The organism is Piscicoccus intestinalis NBRC 104926, from assembly GCF_001515525.1.
GTDB lineage: Bacteria > Actinomycetota > Actinomycetes > Actinomycetales > Dermatophilaceae > Kineosphaera > Kineosphaera intestinalis.
Genome location: NZ_BCNQ01000006.1, coordinates 24370 through 40576, shown reverse-complemented (window position 1 = coordinate 40576; position 16207 = coordinate 24370). Strand labels below are relative to the sequence as shown.

General features: G+C 71.3%; 9 protein-coding genes. 3 read left to right on the top strand and 6 right to left on the bottom strand.

All coding sequences use genetic code 11. The features are described from left to right. Positions 1-28 precede the first annotated feature (28 nt). The gene (locus tag PINTE_RS02430; RefSeq protein ID WP_084343137.1) at positions 29-1078 is read right to left on the bottom strand and encodes an ABC transporter permease; all 1050 of its coding nucleotides are present in this window, start codon (positions 1076-1078) and stop codon (positions 29-31) included. Then, on the bottom strand, positions 1075-2451 hold the full coding sequence (locus PINTE_RS02425) for a quaternary amine ABC transporter ATP-binding protein (RefSeq protein ID WP_084343136.1): 1377 nt from the start codon (positions 2449-2451) through the stop codon (positions 1075-1077). The genes PINTE_RS02430 and PINTE_RS02425 overlap by 4 nt, the downstream gene beginning before the upstream one ends. A 402-nt stretch (positions 2452-2853) precedes the next feature. Between PINTE_RS02425 and rpsO the strand changes: the two genes are divergently transcribed. Beyond that, entirely contained in the window at positions 2854-3123 is a 270-nt protein-coding gene (gene rpsO, locus PINTE_RS02420; protein WP_068425731.1) for a 30S ribosomal protein S15, read from the top strand. A gap of 185 nt (positions 3124-3308) precedes the next feature. Beyond that, positions 3309-5867 carry a polyribonucleotide nucleotidyltransferase gene (locus PINTE_RS02415; protein ID WP_068425729.1) on the top strand — a complete coding sequence of 853 codons (2559 nt, stop codon included), beginning with the start codon at positions 3309-3311 and terminating at the stop codon, positions 5865-5867. A gap of 135 nt (positions 5868-6002) precedes the next feature. On the opposite strand, the gene PINTE_RS02410 is transcribed toward PINTE_RS02415, so the two are convergent. Then, positions 6003-8228, bottom strand: coding sequence for a discoidin domain-containing protein (locus PINTE_RS02410; RefSeq protein WP_157087039.1), 2226 nt, complete (start codon positions 8226-8228; stop codon positions 6003-6005). Between the two features lie 373 nt (positions 8229-8601). Here PINTE_RS02410 and PINTE_RS02405 point away from each other — a divergent pair, with 373 nt between their 5' ends. Next, positions 8602-9594, top strand: coding sequence for an FkbM family methyltransferase (locus tag PINTE_RS02405; protein WP_068425723.1), 993 nt, complete (start codon positions 8602-8604; stop codon positions 9592-9594). Between the two features lie 91 nt (positions 9595-9685). Here PINTE_RS02405 and PINTE_RS02400 read toward each other — a convergent pair whose 3' ends face one another. The 3 genes from PINTE_RS02400 to PINTE_RS02390 are packed head-to-tail and all read right to left on the bottom strand — an operon-like array spanning position 9686 to position 16069. Then, complete coding sequence (locus PINTE_RS02400) at positions 9686-10777, bottom strand: dihydroorotate dehydrogenase-like protein (protein ID WP_217996468.1); 1092 nt, start codon at positions 10775-10777, stop codon at positions 9686-9688. Beyond that, positions 10777-14352 carry a pyruvate:ferredoxin (flavodoxin) oxidoreductase gene (gene nifJ, locus PINTE_RS02395; protein WP_068425720.1) on the bottom strand — a complete coding sequence of 1192 codons (3576 nt, stop codon included), beginning with the start codon at positions 14350-14352 and terminating at the stop codon, positions 10777-10779. The genes PINTE_RS02400 and nifJ overlap by 1 nt, the downstream gene beginning before the upstream one ends. 1 nt (position 14353) lies before the next feature. After that, entirely contained in the window at positions 14354-16069 is a 1716-nt protein-coding gene (locus PINTE_RS02390) for an NAD(P)-binding protein (protein ID WP_068425717.1), read from the bottom strand. Positions 16070-16207 lie beyond the last annotated feature (138 nt).

Sequence of the window (16207 nt, the reverse complement as noted above, 5' to 3'; positions counted from 1 at the left end):
GTCCGCGCGGAGCCGGTCGGACGCGCCGTCACGTTGTCATCCCGGCGCGAGCGTCGACGGGGTCGACGACATCTGGGGTGCCCTCTCCGGAGCCCTGGCCGGCGTCAGCGCTGCCGGTGCTGCCGGTGCTGCCGGTGCCGTCGGCGGGGTCGCCGGACCGCCGGGAGCGCCGTCGCCACGACCGCCCCGGGCGGCCGGGATCGCGGCGCCCGAGGGCGGAGGTGATCCGGTCGAGGTAGACGGCGAGGATGACGACCGACAAGCCGGCCTCGAAGCCGAGCGCGAGGTTGAGCGTCGCGATGGCGGAGGTCACCTGGCCACCGAGGCCACCGGCTCCGACGAGGCCGGCGATGACGGCCATCGACAGCGCGAGCATGATGACCTGGTTGATGCCCGCCATGATCGTCGGCATCGCCAGCGGCAGCTGGATGCCCCGCAGGATCTGGCTCGGTGTGCTGCCGAAGGCCTGGCCCGCCTCGACGAGCTCGTGATCGACCTGGCGGATGCCGAGCTCGGTGAGGCGCACCCCGGGCGGCAGGGCGAAGATGATCGTCGCGACGACACCGGGCACGGGGCCGATGCTGAACAGCGTGACGACCGGCACGAGCCACACGAAGGCCGGCATCGTCTGCATGAGGTCGAGCACGGGCCGCACGATCGCGCTGACCGTCGAGCTGCGGGCGGCGAGCACGCCGATGGGCACGGCGAGCAGCACTGCGACGAGGCTGGCGACGAGGACGAGCGCGAGGGTCTCCATCGCGAAGTCCCACTGCTCCATGCCGTCGATGAGCAGGAGCCCGATGAGCGCCACGACGCCGACCCGCCAGCCTGCCGTCACGAGCGCGAGCGCGGCGAGCAGGACGATTGTCACCACCGGCCAGGGCGCGAGCAGCAGGTCGGTCAGCCCGGTCACCGCCACGTCGACGATGGCCTTGATGACGTCGAAGAAGCCCTCGAGGTTGGTGTTGATCCAGTCGAAGCCGTCGGCGAGCACCTGCCCGACGGGGATCCTGGGCACCTGCGGACCGGGTTCGGCGGCGGTGGTGACGGTCGTGGTGAGCGCGTGCAACAGCGTCATGAGACGGCCCCCTGACTGTCGTCCCGGGCCTGGTCCCGGTCGGCCTCGATCGTCGTGGCGCCCGTCCGCGGCGCGGTGTCCGTGTGCTGTGCCGAGCCGGGCGGCGGGCCGTCGGGACCGTCAGGGCCGTCGGGGCCGTCGGGGCCGTCGGGGGAGCGCTCCGGCAGCACCGGCAGGGCGCCGGTGGCGCCCGTCCGTGACAGCCGACCCATGGCGGTGAGCAGCGTGACGCGGGCGATGACACCGACGAGGCGCTGGTCGTCGTCGACGACGGCGATGGCCGCGTCGGTGTCGGCGACGTGCTCGAAGAGGTCGGCGACGGGGGTGGTGGTCGGCACGCGCACGCAGTCGGCGTCGACGACCCCGTCGAGGGTGTCGCCGCCCTCGCGCACGGCCTGCGCGACGCGCTGCTCGTCGACGGCACCGGCGAGCGTGCGGTCGCGGCGCACGACGAACAGTCGTCCGGCCTGGTGCTCGCGCATGAGCCGGTGCGCGACCCGCGGCCCGAGCTCGGAGCCGATGACCGCGGCGGGCGGCTCCATGATCGACTCCGCGGTGAGCACGCGGGTGCGGTCGACGTCCTGGACGAACTGGGCGACGTAGTCGTTGGCCGGCTCGTTGAGGATCTGCTCGGCGCTGCCGATCTGCACGATCCGCCCGTCGCGCATCATCGCGATCCGGTCGCCGAGGCGCATCGCCTCGTTGAGGTCGTGGGTGATGAACAGGATGGTCTTGCCCAGACGCTGCTGCAGCTCGACGAGCTGGTCCTGCATCTCGCGGCGGATGAGGGGGTCGAGGGCGCTGAACGCCTCGTCCATGAGCAGGATGTCGGTGCCGGCGGCCAGGGCCCGGGCCAGGCCGACGCGCTGGCGCATGCCGCCGGAGAGCTGGCCCGGCAGCGAGCCGCCCCAGCCCGTGAGGCCGACGAGCGCGAGGGCTTCCTCGGCGCGCCGCTCGCGGTCGGCGCGGTTGACGCCCTGCACCTGCAGGCCGTACGCCGCGTTCTGTCCGACCGTGCGGTGCGGGAACAACGCGAAGTGTTGGAAAACCATGCTGACCTTCTCGCGGCGCACCTGGCGCAGGGCCTTGGCCGACAGCGAGACGATGTCGCGGCCGTCGATGAGCAACTCGCCGGCGGTCGGCTCCCACAGGCCGTTGACCATGCGGATGAGCGTGGACTTGCCTGAGCCGGACAGGCCCATGACGACGAAGATCTCGCCGGGCTCGACGTCGAACGACGCGTCGATGACCGCGGCGGTGAGCCCGTCGGCGCGCAGGTCGTCGCGGGAGGCGCCGGCGCGCAGCCGCTGCACGCCGCGCTCGGCGTGCCGCCCGAAGATCTTGTACGTCGAGCGGGCCTCGATGGCCGGCATCAGGCGATGCCTTCCGCCGTGCCCGCCGTGCCCGCCGCGCCCTTCGTGCCGGCTCCGATCCTGCTCGAATGGTCGGTCTCGTCGGCCATATGTGCTCCTCGCCCCCGTGCTGTGATGTGCGACGTGCGTCACAGATGTCGCGGTCGCCACGACAGCGTGCCACGCGAAGTGGTCCAGAGGGGTGAGACGTAACACGATCGCAACGTGAGACGGTCCCTCGTGTGCCCAGGTGAGCGCGCTGCGCGGGCCCCGGCCTGGCGCCGGAGCGCGCCGATTAGGGACGTGTCAATGCCGCTGGTAAGGTGGCCTATTGCCGTCGATCGGCCGCGGATTCGAGAGAGCCCGGGGGATCAGCCTCCGGAGCGCCGCGCAACCAAAACCCCGAGTAAGGAGTGTCTGCCCGTGCCTCTGGACGCCCAGACGAAGCAGAAGATCATGTCCGAGTACGCCACCGCCGAGGGCGACACCGGCTCCCCGGAGGTGCAGATCGCGCTGCTGAGCCAGCGCATCAAGGACCTCACCGAGCACTCTCGGTCGCACAAGCACGACCACCACAGCCGGCGCGGCCTGCTGCTGCTCGTCGGTCGCCGCAAGCGCATGCTGCGCTACCTGGAGGAGACCGACATCGAGCGCTACCGCTCGCTCATCAAGCGGTTGGGGCTGCGCCGCTGACGCGCGACACCGCACGCGAGGGCGGTTCCCGTGGGGGAACCGCCCTTTGTGCGTGCCCGCGCACCGAAGTTTCCCGCCACCGGTAGGGGCGGGTTGCCGACGCGGCGCGGCCGCGCGGCACGCAGAAGGAAAGCTCGCGCACAACGACGATGCGTGCAGCTTGGTGAAAGAGAAAAGGAGGACCCATGGAGGGTCCAGACATCACCCACGCCGAGGCCGTCATCGACAACGGCCGGTTCGGCACCCGCACGGTCCGCTTCGAGACCGGGCGCCTGGCCAAGCAGGCCGCGGGAGCGGTCGTCGCCTACCTCGACGACGACACGTGCCTGCTGTCGACGACTGCCGCGGGCAAGTCCCCGCGGGAGGGCTTCGACTTCTTCCCGCTGACCGTCGACGTCGAGGAGCGGATGTACGCCGCGGGCAAGATCCCCGGCAGCTTCTTCCGGCGCGAGGGCCGCCCGAGCACCGACGCCATCCTCACCTGCCGGCTCATCGACCGGCCGCTGCGCCCGACGTTCACCAAGGGCCTGCGCAACGAGGTGCAGGTCGTCATCACGGTGCTCTCGCTCAACCCCGACCACCAGTACGACGTGCTCGCGATCAACGCCGCGAGCGCCTCGACCCAGATCTCCGGCCTGCCGTTCTCCGGCCCCGTGGGCGGCGTGCGCGTCAGCCTCATCGACGGCCAGTGGGTCGCGTTCCCGAACTTCTCCGACATCGAGCGCTCGGTCTTCGACATGGTCGTCGCGGGCCGCATCGTCACGGCGGCCGACGGCAGCCAGGATGTCGCGATCATGATGGTCGAGGCCGAGTCCACCGAGTCCACCTGGGACCTGGTCAAGAACCAGGGCACCGGAGCGCCGACCGAGGAGGTCGTCGCCGAGGGCCTGGAGGCGTCGAAGAAGTTCATCGCCGCGCTGTGCAAGGCGCAGCTGGAGCTGGCCGACCAGGCCGCCAAGCCGGTGCAGGACTTCCCGCTGTTCCTCGACTACACCGACGACATCTACGCGGCCGTCGCCGACCTCGCGACCGACGACACCGCCTCCGCGCTGAAGATCGCCGGTAAGCAGGAGCGCGAGGGCCGCCTCGACGAGATCAAGTCGGCCGTGCACCTCAAGCTCGTCGGCAACGTCAACGAGGAGGGTGGCCAGTCCGGCCCGTTCGAGGGTCGCCAGGCCGAGGTCTCCTCGGCGTTCCGCGCGCTGCAGAAGAAGCTCGTGCGCGAGCGGATCCTGCGCGACAAGGTGCGCATCGACGGCCGCGGCCTGGCCGACATCCGGGCCCTGGGCGCCGAGGTCGAGGTGCTCCCGCGGGTGCACGGCTCGGCGATCTTCGAGCGCGGCGAGACCCAGATCATGGGTGTCACCACGCTGAACATGCTGCGCATGGAGCAGCAGCTCGACACGCTGTCTCCGGTGACCCGCAAGCGGTACATGCACAACTACAACTTCCCGCCGTACTCCACCGGTGAGACCGGCCGCGTCGGGAGCCCGAAGCGCCGCGAGATCGGTCACGGCGCGCTGGCCGAGCGGGCCCTGGTGCCGGTGCTGCCGACGCGCGAGGAGTTCCCGTACGCGATCCGGCAGGTCTCCGAGGCGCTGGGCTCGAACGGCTCGACGTCGATGGGCTCGGTGTGCGCGAGCACGCTGTCGCTGCTCAACGCCGGTGTGCCGCTGCGTGCCCCGGTCGCGGGCATCGCGATGGGCCTGGTCTCCGCCGAGCTCGACGGGCAGACCCAGTACGCGGCGCTGACCGACATCCTCGGCGCCGAGGACGCCTTCGGCGACATGGACTTCAAGGTCGCCGGCACCAAGGAGTTCGTCACGGCGATCCAGCTCGACACCAAGCTCGACGGCATTCCCGCGAGCGTGCTGGCCGGGGCGCTGACGCAGGCCCGCGACGCGCGCCTGCACATCCTCGACGTCATGAACGAGGCGATCGACGCCCCCGACGAGATGTCGGCCTACGCCCCGCGCGTCATCAGCGTGCAGGTGCCCGTCGACAAGATCGGTGAGGTCATCGGCCCGAAGGGCAAGATGATCAACCAGATCCAGGAGGACACCGGCGCCGACATCTCCATCGAGGACGACGGCACGGTCTACATCGGCGCCACCGACGGCCCGTCGGCCGAGGCTGCCCGGGCCGCGATCAACGCGATCGCGAACCCGACGATGCCCGAGGTCGGGGAGCGCTTCCTCGGCACGGTCGTCAAGACGACGACGTTCGGCACGTTCGTCTCGCTGCTGCCCGGCAAGGACGGCCTGCTGCACATCTCCGAGGTGCGCAAGCTCGTCGGCGGCAAGCGGATCGACTCCGTCGACGACGTCGTCAAGGTCGGCCAGAAGGTGCAGGTCGAGCTCAAGGAGATCGACCCGCGCGGCAAGCTGAGCCTGGCCGCCGTGCTGCCCGAGGGCGAGACCGGCTCCGGCGAGTCGGAGGCGGCTGGGTCTGCTGGGTCGGCTGCTTCGGAGCCGGCGGGCGAGGAGCACGACGACGAGGACCGTCCGGAGCGTTCCGACCGCTCGGACCGTAGCGACCGCGGTGAGCGTGGCGAGCGGGGTGAGCGCGGTGACCGGAGCCGGTCCCGCGGCCGTAACCGCCGCCGCTCGCGCCGCGGCGACGGCGACCACGGTGACAACGGCGACGGCGACAAGGCCGCCGGCACCGACACCCCGGAGTCCGACGTGCTCGTCGACGCCCAGGGTGATCAGCAGCTCGCCTCGGCCAACTCCGAGGACGCCTGAGCGACCTGACGAGAGGGCCCGCCCCACCCGGGGCGGGCCCTCTCGCACGCCCGGCCGAAGGCTGCCCTTTCAGTCGACGGCTAGGACTGAAGTACGAGCCCTCGACCGAAAGGGCAGCCTTCGGCCGATGTTGGGTCAGCCGGAGTCGGTGTGGGAGGCCTCGTCGGCGGCCGTCACCACGCTGATCGAGTACGGCGGGAGGGTGACGACCGCGCCCTGTGCCTCGGTGAGCGTGGAGACGGCGGGCGGCTCGTTCTTGCTCGGGCGGCCGTGGCTGTCCTCGCCGGGAGTCGGGTCCCAGGCATACTGCTGGCCCGAATACTGCTCGAGTTGCAGGTCGCCGTTCAAGACGTGCGGCCCGCCCCCGGGATCGGACTCCAGGCGCACGGTGACGGAGCGCTTCGGGTCCTTGTTGAACAGCATCACCGCCAGCCGTCCGTCGGGGCGCTCGAGGGCGTAGGAGGTGACCGTCGGAGCCGTTGCGGCCGGGGTGGTCGCCGACGCGATGAGCCGGTGCTCACCCTCGCCGGAGACCCAGCTGTTCGTCAGCAGCCGCGCGCCGTAGTACGCGGCGACCGGCCGGGTGCGCCATTCGTCGAAGAACTGGAACAGCATGAGGTTGCCCCACGTGTTGCACGCCTTGCCCTCGTCCTCCTGGAAGACCCAGTTGGGTTCGAGCCCGTAGAAGTACACCGACTGACCGCCGAGCGCGAGGAATTTTGCGCTCGACTCCGCGTTGAGGATCGCCCCGGGCAGCTCGACCTCCGCCTGCCCCGCGAACGCCGAATACCCCAGCTCGGTGATGACCTTGGGGATGTCCTTCGGCAGACCCTGCTTCTCCTGGCGCGCGAGGATGTCGGCGAGCAGCGTGGGGTTGTCCTTGATCGGCGTCGCCGGGTCGGCGCACACGTCGTCGAACGGGTACCACTCGAACGAGAAGAAGTCGAAGTCGTCGAGGCGGTTGACGGCCCGCAGCGCGGCGACGAAACGGCCCGTCCACGAGCGGTTGCCGTGCTCGTCGGGCCAGTGCACCCAGTCGGGGATCACCGTCTGATAGCCGGGTCCGCCCAGCTGGACCTGCGGGTCGACCGCGCGGAGCCGGTCGGCCACCTGGGTGTACAGCGCGGCGTAATGCTCGGGCTGGGCCAGCTGCCCGTCGGGCTCCTCACCCATCTCGACCTGCTGCACCGGCCAGCCCTTGGCGCGCAGGTAACTCAGCAGCGCGCCCGCGTCCTCGGGCACGCCGTACAGCACCGGCACCGGCACCATGAGCGGCTTGCCCTTGGTCAGGCCGCTGGCGAAGACCCGCTCGAAGCTCGCGTGCTCCTGCCGCCCGTCGAGGTCGGAGGCCCGGTGCCAGGGGTCGGTCGAGGAGGTGTACGTCACCGACTGCTGCTTGTCGGGCCGGTGCGTCAGCAGGTCGGTGAAGCCGCCCCCGCCGCCGCGGCCCAGCCGCAGCTCGCGGATCGCGAACCCGAGCCGGTCCCGCACGTCGCCGGTCGACCCCGGCACCGGCGTGCCCGAACCGTTCGTCAGCAGCACCCGCACGTAGTCGGTGCTGACCGCCCGCCCCAGCCGCGCGGTCTGCTCACCTCCGGAGCCGGTGAACGTCGCGGTCTGGAAGTCGCGCCAGCCGGAGTCGGGGTTGATCGGGAAGACCGCCCCGTCGTCGCCCTCCCAGTACTGCACGCGAATGTTCTTCGCGTACGGCGTGCCCCAGGAGATCCGCAGTTCGTCGACGCTGCGGCGCTGCCCGAGGTAGACGACGACCCACTGCGGGTCGTCGCTGTCGTTGCCCTTCGTGAAGTGCGGGTCGAGGTAGGGGTTGGACTTCCAGTAGCTCGTGGCGTCGCCGTCGGTCAGGCGCGAGTAGCCGTCGTTGGCGGCCTGGTCGATCGTGTTGCCGCGCCGCGGCAGGCTGTAGCCGTAGCTGACGCCCGCGTCGGCGGACGGCGGCTTGCTCACCCAGTAGCCCTGCTGGTGGGCCGCATCGCTCCACGTGCCCTCGGGGCTCCAGTGCCAGGCCTTGATGCCGAGCTCGGTGCGGAGCCGGAAGCTCAGCGGCCCGAAGCCGGCCGACTTCATGAGGTCGAGGTTGGGCCGGGTCCAGACCCGGTCGATCTCGCCCTTCTCCAGGCCGTCGATCCCGGCTCCGAGGGCCGCGGTGCCCGGGAACGTGTTGAGCGTCGTGCCCGGCTGCACGGTGACGGTCGCGTCGGCCTGTTGCCGCGGCAACGGCGCGTTCTGCGCGCGCAGGTGCCGCACGGCGATCACGCCGACGGCCGCGACGAGCAGCACCCCCAGCGCGAGCGCCACCCAACGGATCCAGCGGCCCCGACGCCGCGGCGACTTCTCGCTCATGATTCCCCCATCGGCCGGTTCCCCCTGGCCCCGACGCGCGACACGCTAGCGAACTCGCGCGACACGCGGTGCTTTGTGGGTGACCTGGGACACAGTCGAGGGTCACTGGGCGCCTGCCGACTCCCGGGCCGAGGTTGGGTTCGACCCGACGGGGTGCGGGTCGAGGGCGGGTGTTCATGACGCATGTCCGACACCGTCGGCGTGCCGCCGGGACGGGCGCCAGGGCCGGTCACTACTGTGAGCCGACATGGGAATGGCTAACATACGCAAGGCAGTTCGCGACGGGGCCCGCGCTGCCTACCGCTCGCTCCCGGAGGGTGGGCGAGATCGTCTCCGGCCGGTCGTCAACCGGCAGCTGGGCCCGAAGGTGCCGATGCGGCGGCTGGGGATCGTGCAGAGCGCGCCGCCCGGGCTGCGCCCGGCGCTGCGTCCGGTGGTCATCGAGGCGCCCGACGATCTGTACATTCCCAAGGCCCTCGTCAAGCGCGGCCTCGCCGGCTACGAGCCGTTCGCGCTCGAGACGTACCTCGCGCTGCTCGACATCGCCGGGCCCGGCGTGGTGCTCGACATCGGCGCCAACGTCGGTCTGTACGGCCTGCTCGCCTGCGCCCACGAGCCGCCCGACGAGCCCGGAGCCGGTGGTCTGCTCGACCGGATCCGCCGCGGCGCCGGCGGCCGGGGCAGTAGCAAGGGCCGCACCGTGTACTCCTTCGAACCCACGCCCCGGGTCGCGGCCGCGGCCCGGCGGTCGGCTGCGGTCAGCGGCCTACCGCTGCGCGTCGAGGAGGCGGGGGTGGGGGAGAGCGTCGGCCCCGTCACCCTCTATCTCTCCGACACCTCCGATGCCTCGAACTCACTGAACCCGACGTTTCGCCACGCGGTCGACAAGGTCGTCGTGCCCGGCACCACGGTCGACGCGTTCTGCGCCCGCAGGGGCCGCCGGCCAGCCGTCATCAAGATCGACACCGAGTCGACGGAGCCGGCGGTGCTGCGCGGGGCCCGCGCCACGATCGCGCGGGATCGGCCGTGGATCATGGCCGAGGTGCTGCCCGGGCGCAGTGAGGGCGAGATCGACGCGGCGATGAACGGGCTCGGCTACGTCTACTACCACCTGACCGGCCCCGGGCCCATCGAGGAGTCTGCGCACGTGGTCGGGCGCCGCGGCGGCGCCGACATGTACCTGCTCGCGCCCCGCCCGATGACCGACGAGGACTGGCAGGTCGTCGCCGCGTGGCGCGGCGTGCTCGACGGCATTGCCATCGAGCATCGCCAGGTTCGGGTGCCGGGGCGCCTCCTCGACGACGCCCTGCTGCCCGTGCCCGCGCAGACGTCACCCCGCTCAGCCCCCGCGCCCGCCGGCAGCTGAGGCACCCGCCGACAGCTGCCGGCGCCTGAGGCGGCTGCGGCCGACTGCGGCCGACTGCGGCCGACTGAGCGGACCCAGCCGGCCGCTCGGCTCAGCTGACGCGGTCGGCCGGCTCCGGCACGGTGACCGGGGCGCCGGAGGCGACCGGGAACGACGAGGCGCCGGGCGGCCCGACGAGGTTGCCGTAGACGTTCTTCGCCTTCTCCAGGGCGGAGACGTACCCGGCCCGCTCGTAGGCGGTGGCGTCGGCGTCGGCCGGCACCGCGAGCATGCCGCGCGCGGCGTCGAGGCTGTCGAAGCCCTTGCGGCCCAGCCACTCCTGCACCCCGTCGATGAGCGTTGCGGCATGCGCCGGGCCGTGCCGCAGCAGCGCCGAGGTCGTCATCGCCACGTCCGCACCCGCCAGCAGGTAACGCGCCACGTCCTCCCACGACTCCACACCGGAGGTGCCCGCGAGGCTGGCGCTCACGCGGCCGCGCAGCGCGGCGATCCACGTGCGCGGCAGCCGCCCCTCCTCGCGGTGCGAGAGGTACACCCCGGAGACCGTCGTGACGTTCTCGACGTCGACCTCCGGCTGCAGGAACCGGTTGAACAGCACGAGCCCGTCGGCTCCCGCCTCGTCGAGGCGCAGCGCGAGCTGCCCGATCGAGGACAGGTACGGCGACAGCTTGACCGCGACGGGGATCGACGTGGCCGCCTTGACCTTCTGCAGGATCTCCACGTGCCGCTCCTCGACCTCGCGGCCGTCGGTCGTCACGTCACCGGGCACGAGGTAGATGTTCAACTCGATGCCGGCCGCACCAGCCTCCTGCATCTGCCGCGCGAACTCCACCCACGAGCCCACCGACGAGCCGTTGAGGCTCGCGATGACCGGCACGTCGACCGCCGCCACCGCCCGTTCGAGCAGGTCGAGGTAGCGTGCGCTGATTCCCGAGTCGCCGGAGGGCGGCGTGGGGAAGTACGACAGCGACTCCGCGAACGACTCGGCGTGCAGCTCCTCGAGCATGAGGTCGCGGGCCGCCTCATGGCGCAACTGCTCCTCGAACAGCGAGTACATGACGACCGCCCCGACACCGGAGTCGGCCAGCGCACGCACCCCGTCGACGTTCTGCTGCAGCGGGCCGGCCGAGGCGACGACCGGGTTGCGCAGCTGGAGCCCGAGATACCGGGTGGTCAGATCCATCAACTATCCCTTCGAGCGTCGGCGGCGAACTCCCCGGCCCCTTGCGCGGCGAGCTTCTCGTACTCGGCCCAGCGCCGCTCGACCTGGCCCTGCGCCAGCTGGAGCAGCCGCTCGGCCTCGGCGGGGTCGGCCTGAGCGAGCATGCGGAAGCGCAACTCGCCCGCGTGGTAGTCACGCAGCGTGAACCGCGGCCGGGGGCTGTCGAGCAGGAACGGGTTGCCGCCGTCGTGGCGGATCACCGGGTTGTACCGCATGAGCGGCCAGTGCCCGCTGTTGACGGCCTTGTACTGCTGGTCCAGGCCCTTGCGCATGTCGATGCCGTGGGCGATGCAGTGGCTGTAGGCGATGATCAGGCTCGGGCCGTCGTAGGCCTCCGCCTCCCGGAACGCCGTCAGCGTCTGCTGCGGGTCGGCGCCCATCGCGACCCGCGCGACGTACACGTGGCCGTACGCGGTGGCCTGCAGCGCGAGGTCCTTCTTGTTGGTCGTCTTGCCCGCGGCGGCGAACTTGGCGACGGCGCCCAACGGCGTCGACTTGCTCGACTGCCCGCCGGTGTTGGAGTACACCTCGGTGTCCATGACGAGCACGTTGACGTCGCGTCCGGTGGCCAGCACGTGGTCGAGGCCGCCGGAGCCGATGTCGTAGGCCCAGCCGTCGCCGCCGACGATCCACACACTGCGGCGCACGAGGTGGTCGACGACGCTGCGCAGGTCTTCGTACTGCGGGCCCTCGCGGCCCGCGAGCCGCTCCTTGAGCTCGGCCACCCGGGACTGCTGGGCGTGCACCTCCGACTCCCGCGACTGCGGCGCGTCGACGATCGCGTCGACGAGCTCCTCGCCGAGTTCGGCGCGCAGGTCGAGCAGCCGGGTGCGGGCCAGGTCGGCCTGCAGGTCAGCGGCCAGGCGCATGCCGAGCCCGAACTCCGCGTTGTCCTCGAAGAGGCTGTTGCTCCACGCCGGCCCGCGCCCCTGGGCGTTCGTCGTCCACGGCGTCGTCGGCAGGTTGCCACCGTAGATCGAACTGCAGCCGGTGGCGTTGGCGACCATCGCCCGGTCACCGAACAGCTGGGTGAGCAGCTTGACGTACGGCGTCTCGCCGCAGCCGGAGCAGGCGCCGGAGAACTCGAACAGCGGCTCGAGGTACTGGATGCCGCGCACCGTGCCGAAGTCGACCTTCGCCCGGGTGTTCACCGGGATCGTCTCGAAGAACGCGACGTTCGTGCGCACCGGACCGCGCTCGCGCTCGGGCACCGTCTCCAGGTTGATCGCGCGCCGGTTCGGCTGCCCGAGCGGCTTGACCGGGCAGGCTTCGACGCACAGCCCGCACCCGGTGCAGTCCTCGGCGTACACCTGCAGCGTGAAGTGCTCGTTGGGGATGCCCGCGGCGTTCAGCGGCGCCACGTCGAACGACTCGGGGGCGCCGTCGAGGTGCTTGCCGCGGTAGCGCTTGCTGCGGATCACGCCGTGCGGGCAGACCATCGCGCAGTTGCCGCACTGGATGCACGCGTCCTTATCCCAGACCGCGACGATCTCGGAGATGTTGCGCTTCTCGTAGGCGGTCGTGCCGCTGGGGTACGTGCCGTCGACCGGCAGCGCGCTCACGGGCAGGAAGTCGCCGCGGCCGGCGAGCATCTCGGCCGTCACCGAGCGCACGAACTCCGGGGCATCCGCCGGGACCGGCGGGATGAGGTCGGACTGCGACGTGACCGACTCCGGCACCTCGATGCGGTGCAGGTGCTCGATCGAGTGGTCGACCGCCTTGTGGTTCTTCTCGACGATCTCGGCGCTCTTGCGCATGTACGTCTTGGTGATCGCGTCTTTGACGGCCTGGATCGCGGCGTCGCGCGGCATGACCCCCGAGATCGCGAAGAAGCACGTCTGCAGCACCGTGTTCGTGCGGTTGCCGAGGCCGCACGAGCGCGCCACCGCCGTAGCGTTGATCGCGTACAGGTTGATGCCGAGCCGGATGATGCCCTCCTGCAGGCTCTTGGGCAGCGCGTCCCAGACCTGCTCCTGCGGCAGCGGGCAGTTGACGAGCAGCGTCGTGCCCGGCTTGGCGAACTCGAGGATGTCGACGCGCTCGAGGATCGACATGTGGTGGCAGCCGATGAAGTCGGCCCGCCCGATCAGGTACGGCGCGTGGATCGGGCTCGGGCCGAACCGCAGGTGGGAGACCGTGCGCGAGCCCGACTTCTTGGAGTCGTAGACGAAGTAGCCCTGCGCGTAGGCCTCCGGGCGCGAGCCGAGGATCTTGATCGTGTTCTTGTTCGCGCCGACCGTGCCGTCCGAGCCCAGCCCGTAGAAGACCGCTCCGACCGTGCCCTCGGGCAGCACGTGCAGGTCGTCGCCGACGTCGAGGGAGAGCCCGGTGACGTCGTCGACGATGCCGACCGTGAACCGCGGGCGCGGCGCGTCGAGCGCCAGCTCGGCGTACACGGCCGCGGCCTGCGCGGGCGTGAAGTCCTTGCTGGAGATGCCGTAGCGGCCGCCGATGACGAGCGGGGCGCTGCTGCGCCGACCGCGGGAGTAGGCCTCACCGAGCGCGGAGGAGACGTCGAGGAACAGCGGCTCGCCGCCAGCCCCCGGCTCCTTGGTGCGGTCGAGCACGGCGATCTTGCGCACCGTCTCCGGGAGGGCGGCGAGGAACGCCTCGGTGGGGAACGGGCGGTACAGCCGCAGCCGGACGACCCCGACCTTTTCGCCGTTCTCCTGCAGGTGCCGGCACGTCTCCTCGACGACCTCGGCGCCCGAACCCATGACGACGACGACGCGCTCGGCGTCGGGCGCCCCGGTGTAGGAGACGATCTCGTAGTGACGGCCGCAGATCGCCTCGAGCTCCTGCATGCACTCGGTGACGATGCCCGGCACCGCCTCGTAGAAGCGGTTCGCGGTCTCGCGCGCCTGGAAGTGCACGTCGGGGTTCTGCGCGGTGCCGCGGATGAACGGGTTCTCCGGAGACAGCGCGCGCGCCCGGTGCTCGCGCAGCAGCTCCTTCGGCACGTAGGCGCGCAGGTCGTCGTCGGAGAGCATCTCGAGCGTGTTCAGCTCGTGGCTCGTGCGGAACCCGTCGAAGAAGTGCAGGAACGGCACCCGCGACCGCAGGGTCGCCAGCTGCGCGACGGCCGCGAGGTCGTGCGCCTCCTGCACCGACGCGCTGGCCAGCAGCGCGAAACCGGTCTGGCGCACGGCCATGACGTCCTGGTGGTCACCGAAGATCGACAGACCCTGGGTCGCCAGCGAGCGCGCGGCCACATGAAAGACCGTGCTCGTCAGCTCGCCCGCGATCTTGTACATGTTCGGGATCATCAGCAGCAGGCCCTGGCTGGCCGTGAACGTCGTGCTCAGCGCCCCGCCTTGCAGCGCGCCGTGCATCGCGCCCGCGGCGCCCGCCTCCGACTGCATCTCCATGACGCTGGGGATGGTGCCCCACACGTTCTTCAGCTTCAGCGCCGACCACTCGTCGGCGAGTTCGGCCATCGTCGAACTCGGGGTGATCGGGTAGATGCTGCACAGCTCGTTGAGCCGGTACGCGACGGAAGCGGCGGCGCCGTTTCCGTCCATGATCGCCTGGGTCATGTCAGTTGCCTGTCTGCGTCGGGGCCGCGTCGCGGCGCGCGCCGGGTCCGGTGAGCGGGAGGTCGGGACGGCCCTCCACGACCATGTCGATCGCGTGCACGGGGCACTGCTCGTAGCACGTGCCGCAGCCGGTGCACTTGGCGTAGTCGTAGCGGTAGCGGAAGCCCTTGCCGAGCTTGATGACCGCGTCTTCCGGGCAGGCGCCCAGGCAGCCGTCGCACTCGATGCAGTTGCCGCAGCTCAGGCAGCGCCACGCCTCGGTGGTCGCCTCGTCGGCGTCGAAGCCGCCGACGACCTCCTCGAAGTCGCTGACGCGGGCGCTCGGGTCGAGCTCGGGCTGGGCGCCCTGCTTGTGGTCGCCGAAATACCACAGGTGCAGGTCGTCGAGCTCGACGATCGGGTGCTTGTTCTTCTCGGGCAGCGGCGCGGAGTTGAGGTAGGCGTCGATGCTGCGGGCGGCCTTCTTGCCGTGCCCGACCCCGACGGTCACCGTGCGCTCGCTGGGCACCGCGTCGCCGCCGGCGAAGATGCCGGGGACGTCGGTCATCAGCGTGCGCGGATCGACCTGCACGACGTCCTGGTCGAAGCGCAGCCCGGGGATCTGGTGCATGAACTTCGTGTCGGCCTCCTGGCCGAGGGCGAGGATGACGGTGTCGGCCTCGAGCTTCTCGAAGCGGCCGGTGGGGCGCGGTTTGCCGTTCTCGTCGAGCTCCATGATCTCGACCGTCAGGTCGTCGTCGACCTCGGTGATCGTGCGCAGCCAGTTCATCGTGATGCCCTCGGCCTCGGCCTCGTCGGCCTCGGCGGCGTGCGCCGGCATCTGCTCACGGGTGCGCCGGTAGACGACCATGCTCTCCTCGGCGCCCAGGCGCCGGGCGACGCGGGCGGCGTCCATCGCGGTGTTGCCGCCGCCGTAGACCGCGACGCGGCGGCCGAGCACCGGGCGCTCACCGGAGGCGACGTCGCGCAGGAAGTCGACGGCGTCGACGACCTTGCCGGCGTCGCGGGCCGGGATGTCGACGCGCTTGCTCAGGTGGGCCCCGACCGCGACGAACGCCGCGTCGAACCCGCCCTCGAGCTGCTCGGCGAGCAGGTCGGTGACCGTGTGGTCGGTGACGATGCGCACCCCGAGGTGCACGAGCCGGGCGATCTCGTTGTCGAGCACGTCGCGGGGGAGCCGGTACTCGGGGATGCCGTAGCGCATCATGCCGCCGGGGGCGGGCGCCGAGTCGCGGATCTCGACCTCGTGGCCGGCGCGGCGCAGGTGGTAGGCGGCGGACAGACCCGACGGACCGCCGCCGACGACGAGCACCCGGTGCCCGGACTCGCGCGCCGGCGCCTGGAAGCGCCAGCCCTTCTCGATGGCCAGGTCGCCGAGGTAGCGCTCCACCGCGTGGATGGAGATCGCGGAGTCGAGGGCCGCCCGGTTGCAGGCCGTCTCGCACGGGTGGTAGCAGACGCGGCCGTGGATGGCCGGGAACGGGTTGTCGGCGGTCAGCTGCCGCCACGCGGCCTCCGCCTCACCGGCCTTGATGAGCCGCAGCCATTCCTGGATGTTCTCGCCGGCCGGACAGCCCGCGTTGCACGGGGGCAGCAGGTCGACGTACACCGGCATGCGGTTGCGTACCGGGGCGACTCGCCCGGCGGAGGCGGCCAGGTCGGGGAGGCGGGTGATGTCTCGGTTGGGGGAGACCCGGGGGTCGCTCTGATCGACCATCGTCGTCCTTAATCCGTCGTCGTTGTCGAAGAAAAGGGGCAGATGCTGCGTGCCCGAACGGTAAGCCGGGGCGCCGAGCCTCCGGCAGGGACTAATGGCCTCGACACGGGACCGCTCGTGTTAATTGCGCTCCGTCGC

Excerpts from the sequence above, each read along its gene's own strand:
- PINTE_RS02430 (WP_084343137.1), bottom strand. The coding sequence starts at position 1,078 with ATGACGCTGTTGCACGCGCTCACCACGACCGTCACCACCGCCGCCGAA.
- PINTE_RS02425 (WP_084343136.1), bottom strand. The coding sequence starts at position 2,451 with ATGCCGGCCATCGAGGCCCGCTCGACGTACAAGATCTTCGGGCGGCAC.
- PINTE_RS02415 (WP_068425729.1), top strand. The coding sequence starts at position 3,309 with ATGGAGGGTCCAGACATCACCCACGCCGAGGCCGTCATCGACAACGGC.
- PINTE_RS02410 (WP_157087039.1), bottom strand. The coding sequence starts at position 8,228 with ATGAGCGAGAAGTCGCCGCGGCGTCGGGGCCGCTGGATCCGTTGGGTG.
- PINTE_RS02405 (WP_068425723.1), top strand. The coding sequence starts at position 8,602 with ATGCGGCGGCTGGGGATCGTGCAGAGCGCGCCGCCCGGGCTGCGCCCG.
- PINTE_RS02400 (WP_217996468.1), bottom strand. The coding sequence starts at position 10,777 with ATGGATCTGACCACCCGGTATCTCGGGCTCCAGCTGCGCAACCCGGTC.
- nifJ (WP_068425720.1), bottom strand. The coding sequence starts at position 14,352 with ATGACCCAGGCGATCATGGACGGAAACGGCGCCGCCGCTTCCGTCGCG.
- PINTE_RS02390 (WP_068425717.1), bottom strand. The coding sequence starts at position 16,069 with ATGGTCGATCAGAGCGACCCCCGGGTCTCCCCCAACCGAGACATCACC.